The organism is Streptomyces sp. NPDC056160, from assembly GCF_042268205.1.
GTDB lineage: Bacteria > Actinomycetota > Actinomycetes > Streptomycetales > Streptomycetaceae > Streptomyces.
The window spans coordinates 1-16,421 of record NZ_JBHJUW010000168.1 but is presented as its reverse complement, the minus strand read 5'-3'; the positions used below and the strand labels follow the sequence as shown (position 1 = coordinate 16,421).

Annotated in this window: 10 protein-coding genes and 3 pseudogenes; 2 read left to right on the top strand and 11 right to left on the bottom strand. The window is 70.9% G+C overall.

The window, feature by feature from the left end:
- The 3 genes and pseudogenes from ACFC02_RS37045 to ACFC02_RS37035 all read right to left on the bottom strand — a co-directional run.
- Positions 1 to 1,005 (bottom strand): annotated as a pseudogene (locus ACFC02_RS37045) (Bax inhibitor-1/YccA family protein); the annotation flags it as partial.
- A gap of 202 nt (positions 1,006 to 1,207) precedes the next feature.
- Positions 1,208 to 4,354, bottom strand: coding sequence for a ricin-type beta-trefoil lectin domain protein (locus tag ACFC02_RS37040; RefSeq protein ID WP_376366691.1), 3,147 nt, complete (start codon positions 4,352 to 4,354; stop codon positions 1,208 to 1,210).
- The gene (locus ACFC02_RS37035; RefSeq protein WP_376366690.1) at positions 4,344 to 6,083 is read right to left on the bottom strand and encodes a glycoside hydrolase family 3 protein; all 1,740 of its coding nucleotides are present in this window, start codon (positions 6,081 to 6,083) and stop codon (positions 4,344 to 4,346) included. Before ACFC02_RS37035 ends, ACFC02_RS37040 begins: the two co-directional genes overlap by 11 nt.
- Positions 6,084 to 6,376: 293 nt before the next feature.
- Between ACFC02_RS37035 and ACFC02_RS37030 the strand changes: the two are divergent.
- Positions 6,377 to 6,754 (top strand): annotated as a pseudogene (locus ACFC02_RS37030) (endonuclease/exonuclease/phosphatase family protein); the annotation flags it as partial.
- Here the strand turns inward: ACFC02_RS37030 and ACFC02_RS37025 are convergent.
- From ACFC02_RS37025 to ACFC02_RS37010, 4 genes are all read right to left on the bottom strand, one after another.
- Entirely contained in the window at positions 6,740 to 7,432 is a 693-nt protein-coding gene (locus ACFC02_RS37025; RefSeq protein WP_376366689.1) for a hypothetical protein, read from the bottom strand. The pseudogene ACFC02_RS37030 and the gene ACFC02_RS37025 overlap by 15 nt on opposite strands.
- 444 nt (positions 7,433 to 7,876) lie before the next feature.
- A complete protein-coding gene (locus ACFC02_RS37020) occupies positions 7,877 to 9,319 on the bottom strand; it encodes a dihydrolipoyl dehydrogenase family protein (protein ID WP_376366688.1) in 1,443 nt (480 codons plus the stop codon).
- A 149-nt stretch (positions 9,320 to 9,468) separates the two neighbouring features.
- Positions 9,469 to 9,915, bottom strand: a complete 447-nt coding sequence (locus ACFC02_RS37015) for a VOC family protein (RefSeq protein WP_376366687.1) — start codon at positions 9,913 to 9,915, stop codon at positions 9,469 to 9,471.
- 66 nt (positions 9,916 to 9,981) lie between these two features.
- Positions 9,982 to 10,830, bottom strand: coding sequence for an alpha/beta fold hydrolase (locus ACFC02_RS37010; protein WP_376366686.1), 849 nt, complete (start codon positions 10,828 to 10,830; stop codon positions 9,982 to 9,984).
- A 348-nt stretch (positions 10,831 to 11,178) separates the two neighbouring features.
- Between ACFC02_RS37010 and ACFC02_RS37005 the strand changes: the two genes are divergently transcribed.
- Positions 11,179 to 12,105, top strand: coding sequence for an SGNH/GDSL hydrolase family protein (locus tag ACFC02_RS37005; protein ID WP_376366685.1), 927 nt, complete (start codon positions 11,179 to 11,181; stop codon positions 12,103 to 12,105).
- A 260-nt stretch (positions 12,106 to 12,365) separates the two neighbouring features.
- On the opposite strand, the gene ACFC02_RS37000 is transcribed toward ACFC02_RS37005, so the two are convergent.
- The 4 genes and pseudogenes from ACFC02_RS37000 to ACFC02_RS36985 all read right to left on the bottom strand — a co-directional run.
- On the bottom strand, positions 12,366 to 12,794 hold the full coding sequence (locus ACFC02_RS37000) for an organic hydroperoxide resistance protein (RefSeq protein WP_376366692.1): 429 nt from the start codon (positions 12,792 to 12,794) through the stop codon (positions 12,366 to 12,368).
- A 270-nt stretch (positions 12,795 to 13,064) separates the two neighbouring features.
- Positions 13,065 to 13,457: a hypothetical protein gene (locus ACFC02_RS36995; RefSeq protein WP_376366684.1), complete on the bottom strand. Its 393-nt coding sequence runs from the start codon at positions 13,455 to 13,457 to the stop codon at positions 13,065 to 13,067.
- 184 nt (positions 13,458 to 13,641) lie between these two features.
- Positions 13,642 to 14,646 (bottom strand): NADP-dependent oxidoreductase, encoded by a 1,005-nt coding sequence (locus ACFC02_RS36990; RefSeq protein ID WP_376366683.1) that lies wholly within the window; start codon positions 14,644 to 14,646, stop codon positions 13,642 to 13,644.
- Positions 14,647 to 15,343: 697 nt separating this feature from the next.
- Positions 15,344 to 16,331, bottom strand: a pseudogene (locus tag ACFC02_RS36985) (IS1380 family transposase); the annotation flags it as partial.
- Positions 16,332 to 16,421 lie beyond the last annotated feature (90 nt).

The following is a 16,421-nucleotide window of genomic DNA, read 5'->3' as shown; positions in this document are numbered from 1 at the left end:
CATCCGAGTACTTGTAGGTCCCCAACGGGAACTCCTGATCTCTGGAACTTCATAGTTCCAGTGTCCAGGGTGTCCACGACCAGGGGGAAACCTCCCAGCCACACCAGGGTCAGGGTGAGGCCGAAGGCCGCCAGCCAGGACTCCTGCGGGAGCACTCCGCGAGTGAGGGCTTTCTCGACCCGGCGCAGGTGCAGGGCCAGGAACGACGTACCCCGCGAGGACGCCGGGGCCACCGCTGCGGTATCCGAGGCCGTCCGCGTGGGAGAGGGCGGGCAGGACCAGGTCCGCCACGGCGAGGAACGCCAGCCCGAGCGCCCCGGCCCCGGCGAGTCCGCGGCCCCGGGGCGCGATGCGTGTCCAGCGCAGCCGGTGAGCCGCCAGCAGGCCGGCGGAGGCGGTCATCGTGCCCAGCACCAGCTGCGCGCACACCCCGGGTGCGACGCGAGCGTAGATCGTGTTCGACAGCACGCCGAGAAAGGCCCCCAGGCCCACCGCGTGGGCGAGGGTCAGCGCGGCCGACGGCCGGGTTCGGACGTACTGGACCAGCACCAGGGCGAGGACGATCAGACCGGCGGCACCCGCGAGGCCGTACGACCAGCCGGTGGCGGTCGGGGCCGTCGGTGGCACCGTCCAGCACAGCGCGGCCGTGAGGGTCGCCGCACCGAGGGTGAGAGCGGTGCGCGACACCACGGCGTCCATGGTCAGCAGGTCCCCGACGAGCCTCGGCGACGGTTCGGGGCCAAGGACAGGTGCCGGGGCGGTGTCCTGCCCGGCGCCGGTCCGGTCCCACGCCACGGCCAGTCCGGCCTCCACCTCGACCTGCGGGCCCCGGTCCCCGGCCGCCGTCTTCCGCCCGCCGCGGCGCTCGAACCGCCGCCGGGACAGCAGGGGGTTGCTGCTCTTCAGGGAACGCTGCTCGACACCTGACACGGCAGACACCTTTCTCTGCTGACTCACACTTGCGCATACATTTCCCCCGAACCCCACTCTCCGTTCCAAACTCATGTGTTTTGCTCGCCGGAGGGGTGGCCGGACGGGACCGGTGGGAGGACACGCTCCTGCCGGCGGGCGGCCGTGAAGAGAGCGATGCGTGCCTCGGCGCGCTCCGCCCCCGCAGGATCCCGTGCACATGACGCGGCGCCCCCGGGGACCGTTCCCTGGGGGCGCCGCGCACCGTATCGCTCCGTCGCCGTGTGGCGGTGGTGTGTCAGGCGGGGAGATTCCAGAGCTGGTTGTCGGAGGCCGCGCAGGACCAGATCTGGAGCTTGGTGCCATTGGCCGAACTCGGGCCCGTCGCATCCAGGCACTTGCCCGACTGCGAACCCACCAGCGTCCCGTTCCCCTGCGACGACCACTTCTGCGACGCCGCACCCGAACAGGTCGCCAACTGCACCTGCGTACCGTTCGCCGTGCCACCACCCGCCACGGTCATGCACTTGCCCAACGCCCGCAGCGTCCCGTCAGACGCCACCGGCCAGGACTGCCCACTGCCCGACCCGCACACGTTCAACTGCACAGCCGTACCGTTCGCCGAGACAGAACCCGCCACCTCCGCGCACTTACCCCCGTACCCGCTGATACCACCCGACGGACGCGACGACGGCACACCCCAGACCTGATTGTCCGAAGCCGCACACGACCACACCTGAAGCCTCGTGCCATCGGCCGAACTCGGACCCGTCGCATCCAGGCACTTGCCCGACTGCGAACCCACCAGCGTCCCGTTCCCCTGCGACGACCACTTCTGCAACGCCGCACCCGAACAGGTCGCCAACTGCACCTGCGTACCGTCACCGGTACCGCCACCGGCCACCGTCATGCACTTCCCCAGCACACGCAGCGTCCCGTCAGCAGCCACCGTCCACACCTGCGACGACGACGAACCACACACATTCAGCTGCACCGCCGTACCATCCGCCGTGGCACCCCCCGCCACCTCGGCGCACTTGCCGTTGTATCCGGCGATCCGACCCGAAGGACCCGACACCGACGAGGCCGACGGCACCTTCCACTTCTGACCCGCGTCACCCGCATTGCACTCCCAGATGATCAACGGATTACCGTCCGCCGTACTCCCGTCCGCGTCCTCCAGACACAAACCCGACTTCCCGTTCACCAGATACCCGTTGGCCGCGTCCACCGACCACTGCTGCTCCTTCGAACCGTCGCAGTAGTCCAGCACGACGCGGGTGCCGTTGCCGGTCCCGCCGTTCTCGGCGGTCATGCACTTGGCCTGGTTCCACAGGGACTTGTCCGGGCCGAGCGCCCACTGCTGGGAGGCGCTGTCACCACAGGAGCGGAGGACGACCTGCACCCCCGCGGCGGGTCCGGCCGCCAGGTCGACGCACTTGGAGCCGAAGCCCGTGATGTGACCGATGGGACCGTCCGGCTGGGGGGCCGGGGTGTGGGTGGTGCCGCCGATGGCCATGGCGAAGACGTGGCCCTGGGGTGCTCCGGCGTTCGGGTCGTCCGACGTGGGGAGGATGACGGCCTGGACCGTCTTGCCCGGTGCCAGGGGCACGGTGGTGGTGAAGAGGTTGACCTTCTGGTTCTGCTTGCCGTTGTTGCTGTTGATGTACGGGAAGCTGCTGAGCAGGTCGCTGCCCTGGGCCACGTTGGTGCTGTCCCACCAGTCGGAGAAGCTGAGGCCGTACTGCTGCGTGGTGCCGTCGGTGTACACGACGGTGCCGACACCCTGGAGCGGGCCGCTGGTGCCGCTGCCCACGAAGCCGAGTTCGCTGCCCGAGCCGGACAGGGCGATCGCCTGGCCCCGCGCGTCGATGGCGTTGGGGCTGCCCGCCGGGACGTCCGGCCACTGGTAGGTCAGTCCGTCATGGGTGAAGGAGCCGCCGGGGGCGAGGCCCTCGGCGGCCAGGGCCTGGGCGGAGAAGCTGAAGCCGCCGCCGTCGTACTTGCCCGGCCCGGGGTCACCGTCGTCGGTGACGCCGACGTTGGTGTAGGCGGCATTCTGGTTCGTGAAGGGCACCCGGAGGGTGGCGTCGGCCGTGTAGGTGCCGACCGTGTGGGTGGCGGTCGCGTTGAGCAGGATGTTGCCCGGTGCCGCTCCCGAGGGGGCGGTGACGCGCCAGGTCGTCGTGGCGGTGGTACCGGCGGCGACGCTGGTGAAGGTGGCCGGCGTGGTGGCCTGCACGGTCCAGCCGGAGGGAGCCGGGAGGGTCACAGTGACGGCGGTGAGCGCGGATCCGGTGCCGTTGGTCAAGGTGGTGGTCGCCGTGGTCGTCTGGCCGGGCTGGGTCAGCGCGGCCGTCTTGAGGGCCAGGGCGTCCTGGACCACCATCACCATGGAGCCGGTGACACCGCCGACGGTGGCGTTCATGGTGGTGACGCCGTCGGACGCGGCGGTGACCACGCCCGAGGAGCTGACCGTGGCCACGGTGGGGTCGCTGCTGGAGTACTGGACGGTCGTCATGGACAGGTCCGTGAAGGACTGGTCGTTGTTGACCGCCTCAACGATGTGGTCCGCCGTGATCGAGGTGTCCCGATGTTCCCTGGTGGGGTCGGTGTCGTCCTTGATCCAGGGGTTCTTCCCGGTCAGGTCGAGGGTGTCCCCCGCGTGGAAGACGACCTGGCCGGGCTGGACGGTGACGGTGCGCACCTTCGGGGTGAGGGTGCCGGTGATGTTCACCGTGGCGGTGCTCTGCACGGTCGCGGAGTCGGAGGCGACGCGCAGCGCCCAGGCGCCGGGGAACACGGTCTGCCGGGAGGTCGCGGGGTTCCAGACGCTCAGGTCGGACGCGGCGACCGGCAGGGTGACGTGGGTCTTCTCGCCGGGGTCGAGGACTCCGGTGTTCTTGAAGCCGACGAGCCGCTGCCGGGGCATCGTCACTCCGGAGACGGTGAAGGAGTTGGCGGCGTAGAGCTGCGCGACCGTGGCTCCGGGGGTGTCGCCCGTGTTGGTGACGTCGAAGGAGACGTTCACCGTGCCGTCGGCGGTGATGGCGGACTTGTCCACCTGGGCGGCCGAGTAGGCGAAGCTGGTGTAGCTGAGCCCGTAGCCGAAGGGGTAGCTGGGGGTGCCGGTGAAGTACTGGTAGGTCTGGCCCTTGCCGTCGCTCTGTGCCGGGGTGAGTCCGTAGTCGTTCTTCCCGGCGAGCTGGGTGTCGTCCTTGTACCAGGTGAACGTCAGGTGGCCCTGCGGGTTCTGCTTGCCGAAGAGGGCGTCGGCGAGCGCGGTGCCCTGGCTCTGGCCGTTGTAGCTGCTGAAGAGGAGGGCGGCGGCCTTGGACTGGCGGGCGGCGATGTCCACGGCGCCCACGGCTCGGAGGTCCAGGACGGTGTTGGGGTTGCCGAGGGCCGCGACCTGGTCGATCAGGGCGTTCTGGTTACCGGGCAACGCGAGGCTCGCGCGGTCCTTGCCCTCCGAGGCGGTGTCCTGGTCGGTCGGTGCCTGCCACGACGACGACGAGGTCGGCGGCCTTGACGGCGGCCTGGGTGGCGGTGCTGAGCGTCACCGGGCCGGTGCCGGTGGTGCTGCCGCCGGCCGCGTCGTAGAGGACGGACGCGTTCGGATTGGCAGCCCTCAGGGCGTCAGCGATGCCCTGCCGCATCGAGATCTGCTGGTCGGGGGCGTTGCCGTAGCTGCCGAGGCTGACCGTGTCGGCGAGCTTGCCGAGGACGACCACCTTGTTCACCGATGCGGCCTTGAGGGGCAGCAGCGGACGTCCGGTCGCCGCGAGGGTGCTGTTCTTGAGCAGCACCATGGAGGCGTCCGCGGCCTTGGCGGCCAGTGCCTTGTGGTCGGCACTCTGGATGACGGACTTGTCGATGGAGGTGTAGGACACGCTGCCCGGCGGGTCGAACTCACCGGTCCACATCCGGACGGTGAACACCTTCACCAGCGCGGTGTCGATGACGCCCTCGGAGAGCAGGCCCGCCCGAACGGCCTCCATGACGTTGGCGGTGGTCATCTCCTCGCCACTGCAGTTGAGGTCGTTGCCCGACCTGAGTGCCATGGCCTGGCCGCCGGCGGGGGCACGGACCTCGGCGCCCGTCTTCCCGTCGATCCAGAGCGGGTTGCCGCGGGAGCCGTTGGTGGTGAAGGGCGCGGGCGCCCAGTCGTGGCCCTCGTCGGGCAGCTTGTACCTGGTGCCAACACCGCCGCAGTCGGAGGTGGTGAAACCGCCGAACCCGTAGGTGCGATGGGCGAGTTCGTTGTTGGTGTACGTGTTGGCGACCGCCGGGGTGCCGTTGATCGCGTTGTAGGAGGTCATCAGTCCGGCGACGTGCGCCTCGCCGATCAGGCTCGCGAACTGCCTGGTGTAGTAGTCACGCAACTGCGAGTCGTCGACGTCGGAGCTGATGCCGGTGCGGCCGTCCTCGACGTTGTTGAGCGCGTAGTGCTTGGCGGTGGCGGCGGCCTTCAGGTAGCCGTTGAGCGAGGTGCCGTCGGGCTTCTGCCCCTGGAAGCCGTTGACGAACTGGCCGCCCAGCTTCGCCTGGAGGTAGGCGTCCTCGCCGTACGACTCGTCGTGCCGACCCCACAGCGGGTCGCGGTCGTTGTTGACGGTCGGGGCGAAGTAGGTGAGGGCGCCGTAGTTGTCCGCCGAGGAGCCGAGGTTGTTCTGGCCGGTGCCGAACAGCGACTTGTCGAGGAAGCCGCGTGCCTCGTCGGAGATGGCCGAACCCACCTGGTACTGGAGTTCGGGGTCCCAGGCCATGGAGGTGGCGAGGCTGGTCGGAAAGCCGGTGGCCTTGACGGGCCAGGAATCGCCGTCACCGACGTTCTTGCCGTTGCCGAGGGCCTGGATGCCGTGCAGGGCCTCGTTCCAGTAGGTGTACCCCTGGACGCCGAGACCCGGGATTGCGGGCGCGTCGTTGGTGATGAGCTGGCGGATCTTCTGGTCCAACGTCATCCGGGAGACGAGGTCGGCAGCCCGCTCCTGGAAGGAGCGGCGGGTGTCCTTGTAGAGCGGGGTGGACTGTGCGCCACCGTCGGTGACGGTCGGCTGGGTGAGGGGTGCCGCCGTGGCGCAGGGTGCTGCCAGGACGAGGGCGGCGACGGCCGAGGCGAGCGCCCCCGTGCGTCTTCCGCGGCGTCTCGGGTGGCGTCTTGGACGTTGCATGTGTCTCTCTCCGGATGTGCGGTGACCGGGCGGCCACCGTGCACCTTTTCACATATGGGCCACTCCGTGAGCACGTTTCCCGAACACATGTCGACCAGCTCTCGAACTGCGGGACAGGTGTGAGGTGAAATGCCGCGGGACCGGCTGAACCGAGCGGTGGGCGGGACCGTTGTGACGTGTGGGGGAACTGTCGGCAACGCCGTCTGTCCGGCGAGCACCGCTCGGGACATCATCGGCGACCGCGGCGTGGTCGGCGGCGGGCCGGCCCTGTCGCGCGGGCGGCTCACTCGGCCGCGAAGGGGCCGGTCGCCGTCTTCGTCGCCCACCTGATGTCGGTCCGGTTCAGCCTCGGCTCGGGCTTCGGCGTGCGCGCCCGTGACGCGGCGGCGCTGCGGCTGGCCGCCGCGCTGCGCGCCGAACCGCTGCCGCGCGTGGTCGTGGTGGGCGACTTCAACGGCACCACCGGCGACCGGGCGCTGGCTCCGGTGACCTCCCGGCTGCGTTCCGCCCAGGCCGAGGCGGGGGCCGGGTTCGGTTTCAGCTGGCCGGCCGCGTTCCCGGTGGCCCGCATCGACCAGATCCTGGTCCGGGGTGTCGATCCCCGCTCGGCCTGGTCGCTGCCGGCCACCGGCAGTGACCACCTGCCGGTGGCGGCCTCACTGCGGCTGTGACGCCGTCCGTGCCAGGGCGGCCTCGATCTGCCGCAGTGTGCTCTTGTAGGCAGTGCGTTCCGCCAGGCGCAGCAGCTCCTCGCGGGCGTCCGGTCCGGTGAGGCGGGCCAGCGCGTACACGGCGCCGTTGGCCACCTTCGGGTTGCACGGGCCGTGCCCGGGCACCACGCGCAGGGCCGTGTCGACCAGGGCGCCGAGCGCGGTGGCCGTCTCCTCGCACGGTTCGGTGCGGGCGAGCAGCCAGGCCAGTCCCCGCAGGGCGTTGGCGTTGAACGGGTCGAACAGCTCGTTGACCGGGGCCTCGCGGTGGTCCTGGCGCAGGGTGAGTGTGCGCGGGCGGCCGGCCAGTGCCAGCCAGGGCAGGGCACGTGTCCTGAAGGCCTCGGGACCGATGTCATCGAGGAGCGCGCCGCCCTTCCTCTTCCATGTCGCGGTCGGCTTGGCCGTCCTGGCGGTGGCGGCGTGGGACAGCAGGTCCCGCCAGGCCGGGCGGAGCGGGAGTACGTCGGCCATGGCGGTCTCGGCCCACTGCTCGCCGACGTCGAGCACGGGCTCGGTCATCCGGCCGGCCAGTTCCCCGAGCCCGGAGTACCTGTCGTCCGCCCCGCGCCGGAACGCGGCGACGACGGCGGGCGACAGCGGGCGGCCCGCGTCGAGTTCGGCCTCGGCGAAGCTCACGCTCTCGCCGATCGGCCGCCAGCGGTCCTCGGTGACGGCGAGCGTCTCGCGCCGCTCGGCGACCAGCGTCTCGCCGGGCAGGTCCCGGGAGAGGACGAGGGAGAGGTACAGAGGTACAGCAGTGCGTGCCGCAGTCCTCGGTCCGCCGGTCCCAGCCGGGCGGGTATGGCCGCCACCAACCGGGCCCGTGTCGCGGCCGGCTGCCCGGCGAGCTGCTCGACGACCTCCCCCCAGACCATGCCGAGAAAGCCCCGGCTGGCCTCGCAGGCGGCGACGGCCACGTCGAGCACGGCCTCCGGGTCACCGGCCGCCAGGGCCAGATCGACACGCTCGCAGTATCCGATTCCGGTCATGTTTCTCCAGCACCGTTCACATGTGTGTATGGCCGGCTTCGCGCAGGCCACGCCGACCATACATGCGACATGTGACATGAGCGGGTGTGTGTCAGCCTCGGTAGGTCTCGAGCAGCCGCAGCCACACCTCGCTGATCGTCGGGAACGGCGGGACCGCGTGCCACAGCCGGTCGACGGTGACCTCGCTGGTGATGGCGATCGTGGCGGAGTGCAGGAGTTCACTCACGCCCGGTCCGGCGAAGGTGGCGCCGACGACGGTACGGCGGTCGGGGTCGATGAGGACGCGGGCCCTGCCCCGGTAGTCCGGGCGGTGCTGCACGGCGCCGGCGAGCAGGCCGATCTCGTAGTCGACGACGTCCACGCGCTGGCCGGTGCGTTCCGCCTCGGCGGTGGTCAGGCCGACGGCGGCGATCTCCGGCTCGGTGAACACGACCTGGGGTACGGCCTCGCAGTCGGCGGTGGCGGTGTGGCGGCCCCAGCGCGCGGTGTCGAGGGGGGCGCCCTGCGCCCTGGCCGCGATGACGGCGCCGGCGATCCGGGCCTGGTACTTGCCCTGGTGGGTGAGGAGGGCACGGTGGTTGACGTCGCCGACGGCGTAGAGCCAGTCGCCGGGGACGTCGGTGACTGTGAAGGAGTCGTCTGTGGTGATCCAGTCACCGGGGGTCAGGCCGACCGTGTCCAGGCCGATGTCCTCGGTGCGCGGTGCGCGGCCGGTCGCGAGCAGCAGCTCGTCCGCGATCAGCGTGCTGCCGTCGGAGAGGGTGAGGTGGACCTCGCCGTCCGGGCCGTCCGGACGGGTCGCGGAAGTGATGGTGGTGGTGAGACGCAGGTCCGTGCCCGCCTCGCGGAGGCTGTCGGCTACCATCTCACCGGCGAACGGCTCCATGCGGGTCAGCAGTCCCGGCTCGCGCACGATCAGGGTGACGTCGGAGCCGAGGGTCTGGTAGGCGGTGGCCATCTCGACGGCGACGACCCCGGCGCCCAGGACGGCGAGCCGTCCGGGGACCTTCTGGGAGCTGGTGGCCTCGCGGCTGCTCCACGGCCGCAGGGTGTCGAGGCCCGGCAGCGGCGGGAAGGAGGCGCGGGTGCCGGTGCAGACGGCCACGGCGTGCACGGCGCGCAAGTGCAGCACCTCCCCGTCCGGGGTGTGCACGGTCACCTGCCGGGGCCCGTCCAGGCGGCCGTGGCCGCGGACCAGTTCGATGCCGGCGCCCTTGAGCCAGTCCACCTGGCCCTTGTCGTCCCAGTCGGCGGACATGCGGTCGCGGTGCGCGAGGACCGCCGCGGTGTCCAGGGGGCCCGCGACGGCCGGGTTCAGGCCGGGGACACGGGCGGCGTCGGCGCGCAGCAGGGCGGGGCGCAGCAGGGCCTTGCTGGGTTCGCAGGCCCAGTACGAGCATTCGCCGCCGATGAGTTCGCTCTCGACGATGACGGTGCTGAGGCCCGCGGCGGTGGTGCGGTCGGCGACGTTCTCGCCGACCGGGCCCGCACCGATCACTACGACGTCGTAGGCGCGGGTGTTCTCGGTCGTCACTGGTACTCCGGAGGTGTGGGCGGGGGTGCCGGTCAGGTGTGTGGCAGGCGGGGGCGCCGGTGGCCGGGCGGCGGGGCCGGGCGGGGACGGCGGTCCCGAGGGGGCGGTCCGGGGAGGGGGGCCGCCCCCTCGGGGGCTGGTGCGGAGGGTCAGCGGCCGGGGGCGCGCTCGGTGACCTCCTGGATGAACCACTGGTTGCCGTCCGGGTCCTCGAACGAGGCGAAGGAGCCGTAGCTGGCCCGCTCGGGGTGCAGTCCGGGCTTCCGGTCGGCGTTGCCGGGGTGGTGGAAGATGCCGGTGACGTCCTGGAACGGCTCGCTGACCTCGACGCCCCGCCCGGCCAGTTCCTGGCGGGCGGCCTCGATGTCGGTGACGACGAGGTGCAGGCCGTGCAACGTGCCCGGCTCGGCCTGGGTGACGCCGTCACCGAAGATGACGGAGCAGCCCGAGCCCGGCGGGGTCACCTGGACGACGCGGTAGCCGTCCTGGACGGGGAAGTCCGCGTCGAGCCGGAACCCCATCCGCTCGGTGTAGAACTCCTTGGCGCGGTCGACGTCCGACACGGGCAGGACGAGCACTTCGAGCTTCATGTCCATGGCGATGGTCTCTCCTTCGGTGGCGATGCGCGGTCGATCGGTGCTGGGTCCCGGTGTGTGTCCGTGTCACCGGGTGGTGGCGCGTGCGGCCTTCTCGATGACCCCTGCGACGAGGTGGGGGTGGGAGACGGCGACGGAGTGGGATGCAGCGACTTCGGTGGTGTGGGCGTGGGCGCGCTGGGCCATGAAGCGCTGGGCGGCGGCGGGGATGTTGAGGTCCTGGGTGGTGATGACGTCCCAGCTGGGGATGGTCTTCCAGGCGGCGGTGGTGGCCTTCTCCTCCAGGGCGGCCTGGGCGATGGGGCGTTGGCCGGCGGCGGCGAGGGCGGCCTGGTTGCGGGAGACGTCGGCGGCGAACTGGTGGCGAAACTTGTCCTGCTGGATGTAGAGGTCGGTTCCGGTGGTGCCGTCGGGGTTGGTGAAGGGGACGGGGTCGAGGGCGTCGGGGAGGGTGGAGCCGGGGTACTTGTTGGTGAGTCCGAGTGCGGTCTCGCCGGGGGCGGGGAGGAAGGCGGCGACGTAGACGAGGGCCTTGACGTCGGGGTCGCCGGTGGCGGCCTGGCTGATGACGGAGCCGCCGTAGGAGTGGCCGACGAGGATCTTAGGGCCCTTGATGTGGCCGAGGAGGCTGCGCAGGGAGGTGGCGTCGCTGTGGGGGCCGCGCAGGGGGTTGGCGGCGGCGACTACGGGGTAGCCGTCGGCGCGCAGTTCGTCGATCACGCCGTTCCAGCTGGAGGCGTCGGCGAAGGCGCCGTGTTCCAGGACGACGGTCGGCCTGGCGTGCCGGCCGGCCTCGGCGTGCTCGGGCGCGCTGTTGGCGGTGACCGCGAAGGTACCGACCGCGACACCTGCCGTGACCGTGGCCGCGACCGCCGTGACGAACCGCCGACCACGCAGACCCTTGATGCTGAACACGAATGATCACCTTCCAAAAAATTCGAACTGTGCTGAATGAGAACGCTTCTCGTGGCCGCCGCCGGGGCGAACCGTTGGGCCAAAGACCCGCACGGGGGCTCGGTGTTCCCTCACTGTGGGCCACTTCCGAAGCTCCCCGCATCCGTCACATGACGGTCATGCACGGGTACGTACACCCGCTCGCCCGCCCGAACGGGGGTCGAACACCTAAGCCATTCGACGCTCAGGCGCGCACACCTGACCGCCCCGCCCGCGGCACAGCGACCAATTCGTTACCTGTGTCACCGGTACCTTCCGGGGGTTCCGGCACGTGTGAAGTAGTGATCGTCGATCACGAAAGGACAGATCTTGAGGAGACTCCTTACCGCTCCCCCCGCGCGGCGCTCCCTGACGGCGGGTGCCGTGCTGCTCGCCGCTGCCTCGGCCCTGGCGTCGGCGTCGGCCAGCACCGCGTCGGCGAGCACCGCCGACGGCGGCCGGCACCACGGCCGGCACCAGGTGGACTACGTCGCCCTCGGCGACTCGTACGCCTCCGCGCCGCTCGTGCCCACCCAGGTCGACACCACGTGTCTGCGCTCTGACCAGAACTACGCTTCCCTGGTGGCGCGTTCCTCGCGGGCGGCGCTGACGGACGTCACGTGTCCGGGCGCGACCACCGCGGACATGGCCGCCCCGCAAGGTTCGGTGCCCGCCCAGTTCGACGCGCTGGACCGGGGGACCGACTTGGTCACCCTCACCGTCGGCGGCAACGACATCGGCTTCTCGACCGTGCTGGGCACGTGCGCGAAGCTGTCGGCCTCCGACCCGGCCGGCGCACCCTGCCGGTCGTACCTCACCGGCAAGGGCACCGACCAGATCTCGGACGCGGTCGCCCGGACCGCGCCGAAGGTCGCGGACGTGCTGCGCGGCATCCACCGCCGTGCCCCGCACGCCCGGGTCGTGGTCGTCGGCTACCCCGACCTCTTCCCGGACGACGGTGTCGGCTGCACCGGCGCCAAGGTACCCCTGGCCGCCGGTGACTTCTCCTTCCTCCGGGACAAGGAGAAGGAGTTGAACGCGATGCTGGCCCGGCAGGCGCGGCGTGGCGGCGCGGAGTACGTGAACACGTACTCCCCGACCGTCGGCCACGATCTGTGCCGGCCAGCCGAACAGCGCTGGATCGAGACGTTCGCGCCGGAGACCCCAGCCGCGCCGGTCCACCCGAACGCGGCGGGTGAACGTGCGATGGCGGGTGCCGCCGAGCGGGTCCTGACCCGCCACTGGTGGCACCGGTGACGGCCGCCCCGTCGGGCGGTACACACACCGCGTCGTCCTGAGGGGGCAGGGGCCCGGCATAGTGCCGGGCCCCGTCCCGTTCGCCCGCCCCCACGGCTCAGAGCGAACGAGAGCCGTACGGGCGGTCTCTCCGGTCGGGGGAACCGTGGAGACCACCCGCCCCCTGCCTCCCCGTTCCGGAGGGGCAGGAGCCTTCATCTAGTGAACGCACGGCACCGGGTCTCGGGTTCACGTGGGCGCCACGGTTTTTCCGGGGAGCGTCAGGCGGCGGCGGTGGCGTTGATGGTGACGGGGATGTTGCCGCGGGTGGCCTTGGAGTAGGGGCAGATCTGGTGGGCGGCGTGGGCGAGTTCCTGTGCGGTGGTCTGGTCGACTCCGCCGAGGACGGGGCTGAGGATGGCGGAGAGGGAGAACTCGCCGTCGTCGCCGTGGGTGAGGGTGACCTCGGCGGTGATGGCGGTCCTGGTGAGCTTGACGTGGCGGACGGCGGCGGCGCGGCGCAGGGCGCCGAGGAAGCAGGCGGCCCAGCCGGCGGCGAAGAGTTGTTCGGGGTTGGTGGCGTCGCCGGCGCCGCCGAGTTCCTTGGGGATGGCCAGGGTGTGTTCCAGCAGGCCGTCAGCGGAGCGGGCGGTGCCGCCGTTGCGGCCTTCGCCGATGGCGTCGACGCGGGCGGTGTAGGTGACGGCCATGACGGGTTCTCCCTGTGTGTGTTTCACGGGTTGGTGTGTACGTGTGTGTCGGGGCCTCCTGCCCGGGTGACTCCTCGACTTCGATGTCACCTGTTCAGGCGGTGACGTAATCATGGCAGGGATCTTGTCACCCGTCAAGCCGGTGACGCACTCTGTTGCGTGGCTCGCGCGGGCACCTGTACGCAGTACGCGGCCCGCCCGTGCCGGAAGGCACGGCCGGACCGCGTACCAAGTAGAGGGATCACCGGCGCACCGGCGACCCGAAAGCCGCTACTGCCAGCGCACGATGCGGGGCGCCTTGGTGGTGCCCTCGGCGCCGTACTTGCGGCCGGGAGTTTCGGCCTGCCAGCCGCCACGGGGCGAGGCGATGCCGGCTATGTCGAAGTGCGCTCCCCCGGCGTTGTAGAAGCCGCCGATGGTGTAGCCGCCGGGTGCCCAGATGTCGAAGGTCTGGCACTGCCCGCGGCGGACCGCCGTGGAGTGCACACCGTCCGACCAGGTGATGTCGGCGTCGTAGTTGCCCTTGGCGCACAGTTGGACGCGGTGGTTGCTGATGGCCGCAGAGGCCGGGGTCCCGGCCGCAACGACCGCGGCACCGGTGGCGAGGACGACGGCACCCGTCGCCATGAGGGAACGCCGGCGCGGACCCTTCTTGCTGCGCATGAACTCTCCTTGTCCGGCCGGCCGGGCGGGCGGTCGGCGGAGCCGCCACCGGTCCCCACGGAGGGCAACGGTGCCGGTTCTGCTCACCGGCCACCTCCCTGGGCCAGGTACGGGGGGTGAATGGTCTGTCACCTGCACAACGGGTCCCGCCCCCACGCGAGTTCACACCCTTCGCCGGAACCCCTCACAGCGCCAGCACCGTCTTACCGGTGTTCTCACCCGCGAAGAGCCCGAGCAGCGCCTCGGGGAAGCGTTCGACGCCTCCCGTGACCACATGGGTGCGCTCCTCGAGCTGTCCGGAGCGCAGCCAGTCCGCCAGCTGAGCCCTCGCCTCACCGTAGCGGGCGGCGTAGTCGAAGATGACGAAACCCGTCATGGAGGCCCGGCTGACGAGCAGTTGCATGTAGTTCGAGGGGCCCTTCACGCCCTGTGCGGAGTTGTACTGGGACACGGCTCCGCTGATCACCACCCGGGCCCCGCGGGCCAGCCTGGTCAGGACGTCGTCGAGCACGTCACCGCCGACATTGTCGAAGAACACATCCACCCCCTGCGGGGCGAGGTCCCTCACCTGGGCCCGCACCGACCCGGACTTGTAGTCCACCGCGCCGTCGAAGCCCAGTTCCTCCACCAGGTGACGGCACTTGCCGGGGCCGCCCGCGATGCCGATGACCCGGCAGCCCCGGATTTTCGCGATCTGCCCGACCAGTGCGCCGACGGAGCCCGCGGCGGCGGAGACGACCACCGTTTCGCCGGGCCGGGGACGGCCGACGTCGAGCAGGCCGAAGTACGCCGTGAGCCCGCTGAAGCCGAGGACCCCGAGGTGAAGGGGCGCCTCGCCCAGGGACAGGTCGACCGTGCCGACGTCCAGGCCGTCGGTGACCGCGTAGCGCTGGACGCCGAAGGTGCCGCTCACCACCGCGCCGACCGGGTGACCGGGGTGACGGGACTCGACCACCCGCCCGATCCCGGCCGCGCGCATCACCTCGCCCAGGGCCACCGGCGGTACGTAGGAGCGGACCTCGTTCATCCAGGAGCGCATGGCGGGGTCGATGGACACATGCTCGACCTGGACGAGGAACTCCCCCTCGCCGGGCTGTGGGGCCGGTTCCTCGACGTACTGGAAGTCGGAGACGGCGGGCAGGCCGACGGGCCGTGCCGTAAGGCGGTACTGGGCGTTGATTCGGGACACGTGAGTCTTCCTCTGGAGGTGCCGGTATGTCGGTACGCCGGGCACCGAACCGAACGCCGGCACGGACGACAGGGAGCCTCGACATGGCTCCCCGGGGAACGTACGAGGTATGCGGTCCTCCTCGACGTGTATCGGCCAAAGTCGGTTGCGGCACCGGTCATGGGAGCGGGGACCCGTGCTCAAGCGGGTGCGGTGCCGACGCCCACGAGTCGGCGCAGCCCCGGTCCGGAGCCGGGGCGAACGCTCGCCGGACACGCGGTCGTGTCCCGGGACATGCCCGTGGCCGCCGCCGTCGGCCAGGTCGAGCGGGGGGCGGCAGTGTCCCCTGCCTCGACCCTCGACAGTGCCCGTCCGGGCCGTCCGCGGTGCGGGAACGGGACGCTTCAGCAATCGCATCGAAGGCAGAAGCCACCCATGGACAGCTCGCCTTGACGATCACTCATCCATGTACATGTCGTCCATCGAACCGTCGTCCTCGCCTCCACCGACGACTGCAGGCGAACCCGTTTCATTGGCAGCAGAAGGCCCCTCACTGGCGGAACGTGGGAAGAAGTCTCGCTGGAGTTCCTCTTCCCACCGTTTTCGTGCCGTGAGCTGACGGTGGGCAGGCCGAGGGCCTGAGTGTCGTCTCGGGGTGGCGCCGGGTTCCACTGCTCCGGGTGTTGAGCTGCTGTCGTAGGGGCGGGGATTCCGTTGGTCAGCCGGGGTTCGGCAGGAGTGCGAGCCGGTCGAGAGCTGTGGTGATGTGGCTGGTCCAGGGCCAGTGCCGGGCCAGGCGGAGGATCCGCCGGCGGCCGGTGGTCACGAGTTGTCCGGCCGTGGTGAACAGGCGGAGCCGTAGTCCGCGGGGCTCCCAGAGGCGGGCCTTGCCGGTCAGTGCGAGCATCGGCATCCAGGCCGGCAGGTCGAGAGCGATCTGCACGATCTCCAGCCAGATCCGGTTCTGGGCGGTGCGGTGCAGGGGCAGGTTGCGCAGGCCGGTGGCCCGGGCGGCCCGGATGCGGTCCTCGGCCCGGGCCCGCAGCCGGTGACGCAGCTCGAGCTCGGCGATCGGCCGGCCCAAGGTGTTGGTGGCGAAACAGGTCAGCCGCATGCCGTCCGCATCCGTGCGCCTCAACTGAGCTCCAGGGTGTGGCCGTTCCTTCCTGAGGATCAGCCGCATGCCCTTGGGCCAGCCGTCCAGGACATCGCCGGTGAGTTCGGCGACCAGGCGCCGTCACGGATCTCGCCGTCGGCCTCGACGGCCGCCGTCCAGGCCCACGCCGGAACCTTCAGCACGCGGCTGTGGATCCCCTCGGTGATCACCATGCCGACCGAGTAGGACAGCCACCGTCCTCGCCGTGCGAGCCAGGCGACGAAGTCGTGGGTGCCGCCCGCGGAGTCGGTGCGGACCAGGATCCGGCGCCCGCGCCGGTAACTCTTCGGCACTGGGCCAGGGCCAGGTGGGTGGCGACGATGTGGTCGGTGGCCGTGTTCGAGCCCGCGTTGCCTGCTCTGAGCAGGGCCGCGACCAGTTCACCCGTGCCGCCCGGACCATGGTCGACGAACCCCATCAGCGGGTGGTGGCCGTAGGTCCTCTTCCACGTGGGTGCGGCGTCCTCCTTGTCCGAGTGCGCGATCACCAGCACCCCGTCGAGGTCCACGGTCACCATCCCACCCGCATCAGGCGCTTCCCTGTCAGCTAGTGTCCCGAGTCTTAGGAAAGCCGTAGAAGTATGCTGGGCTCATGGCGCGCATGGGTCGGCCGACGGTCGAAGTGGTTCTGACGGATGACG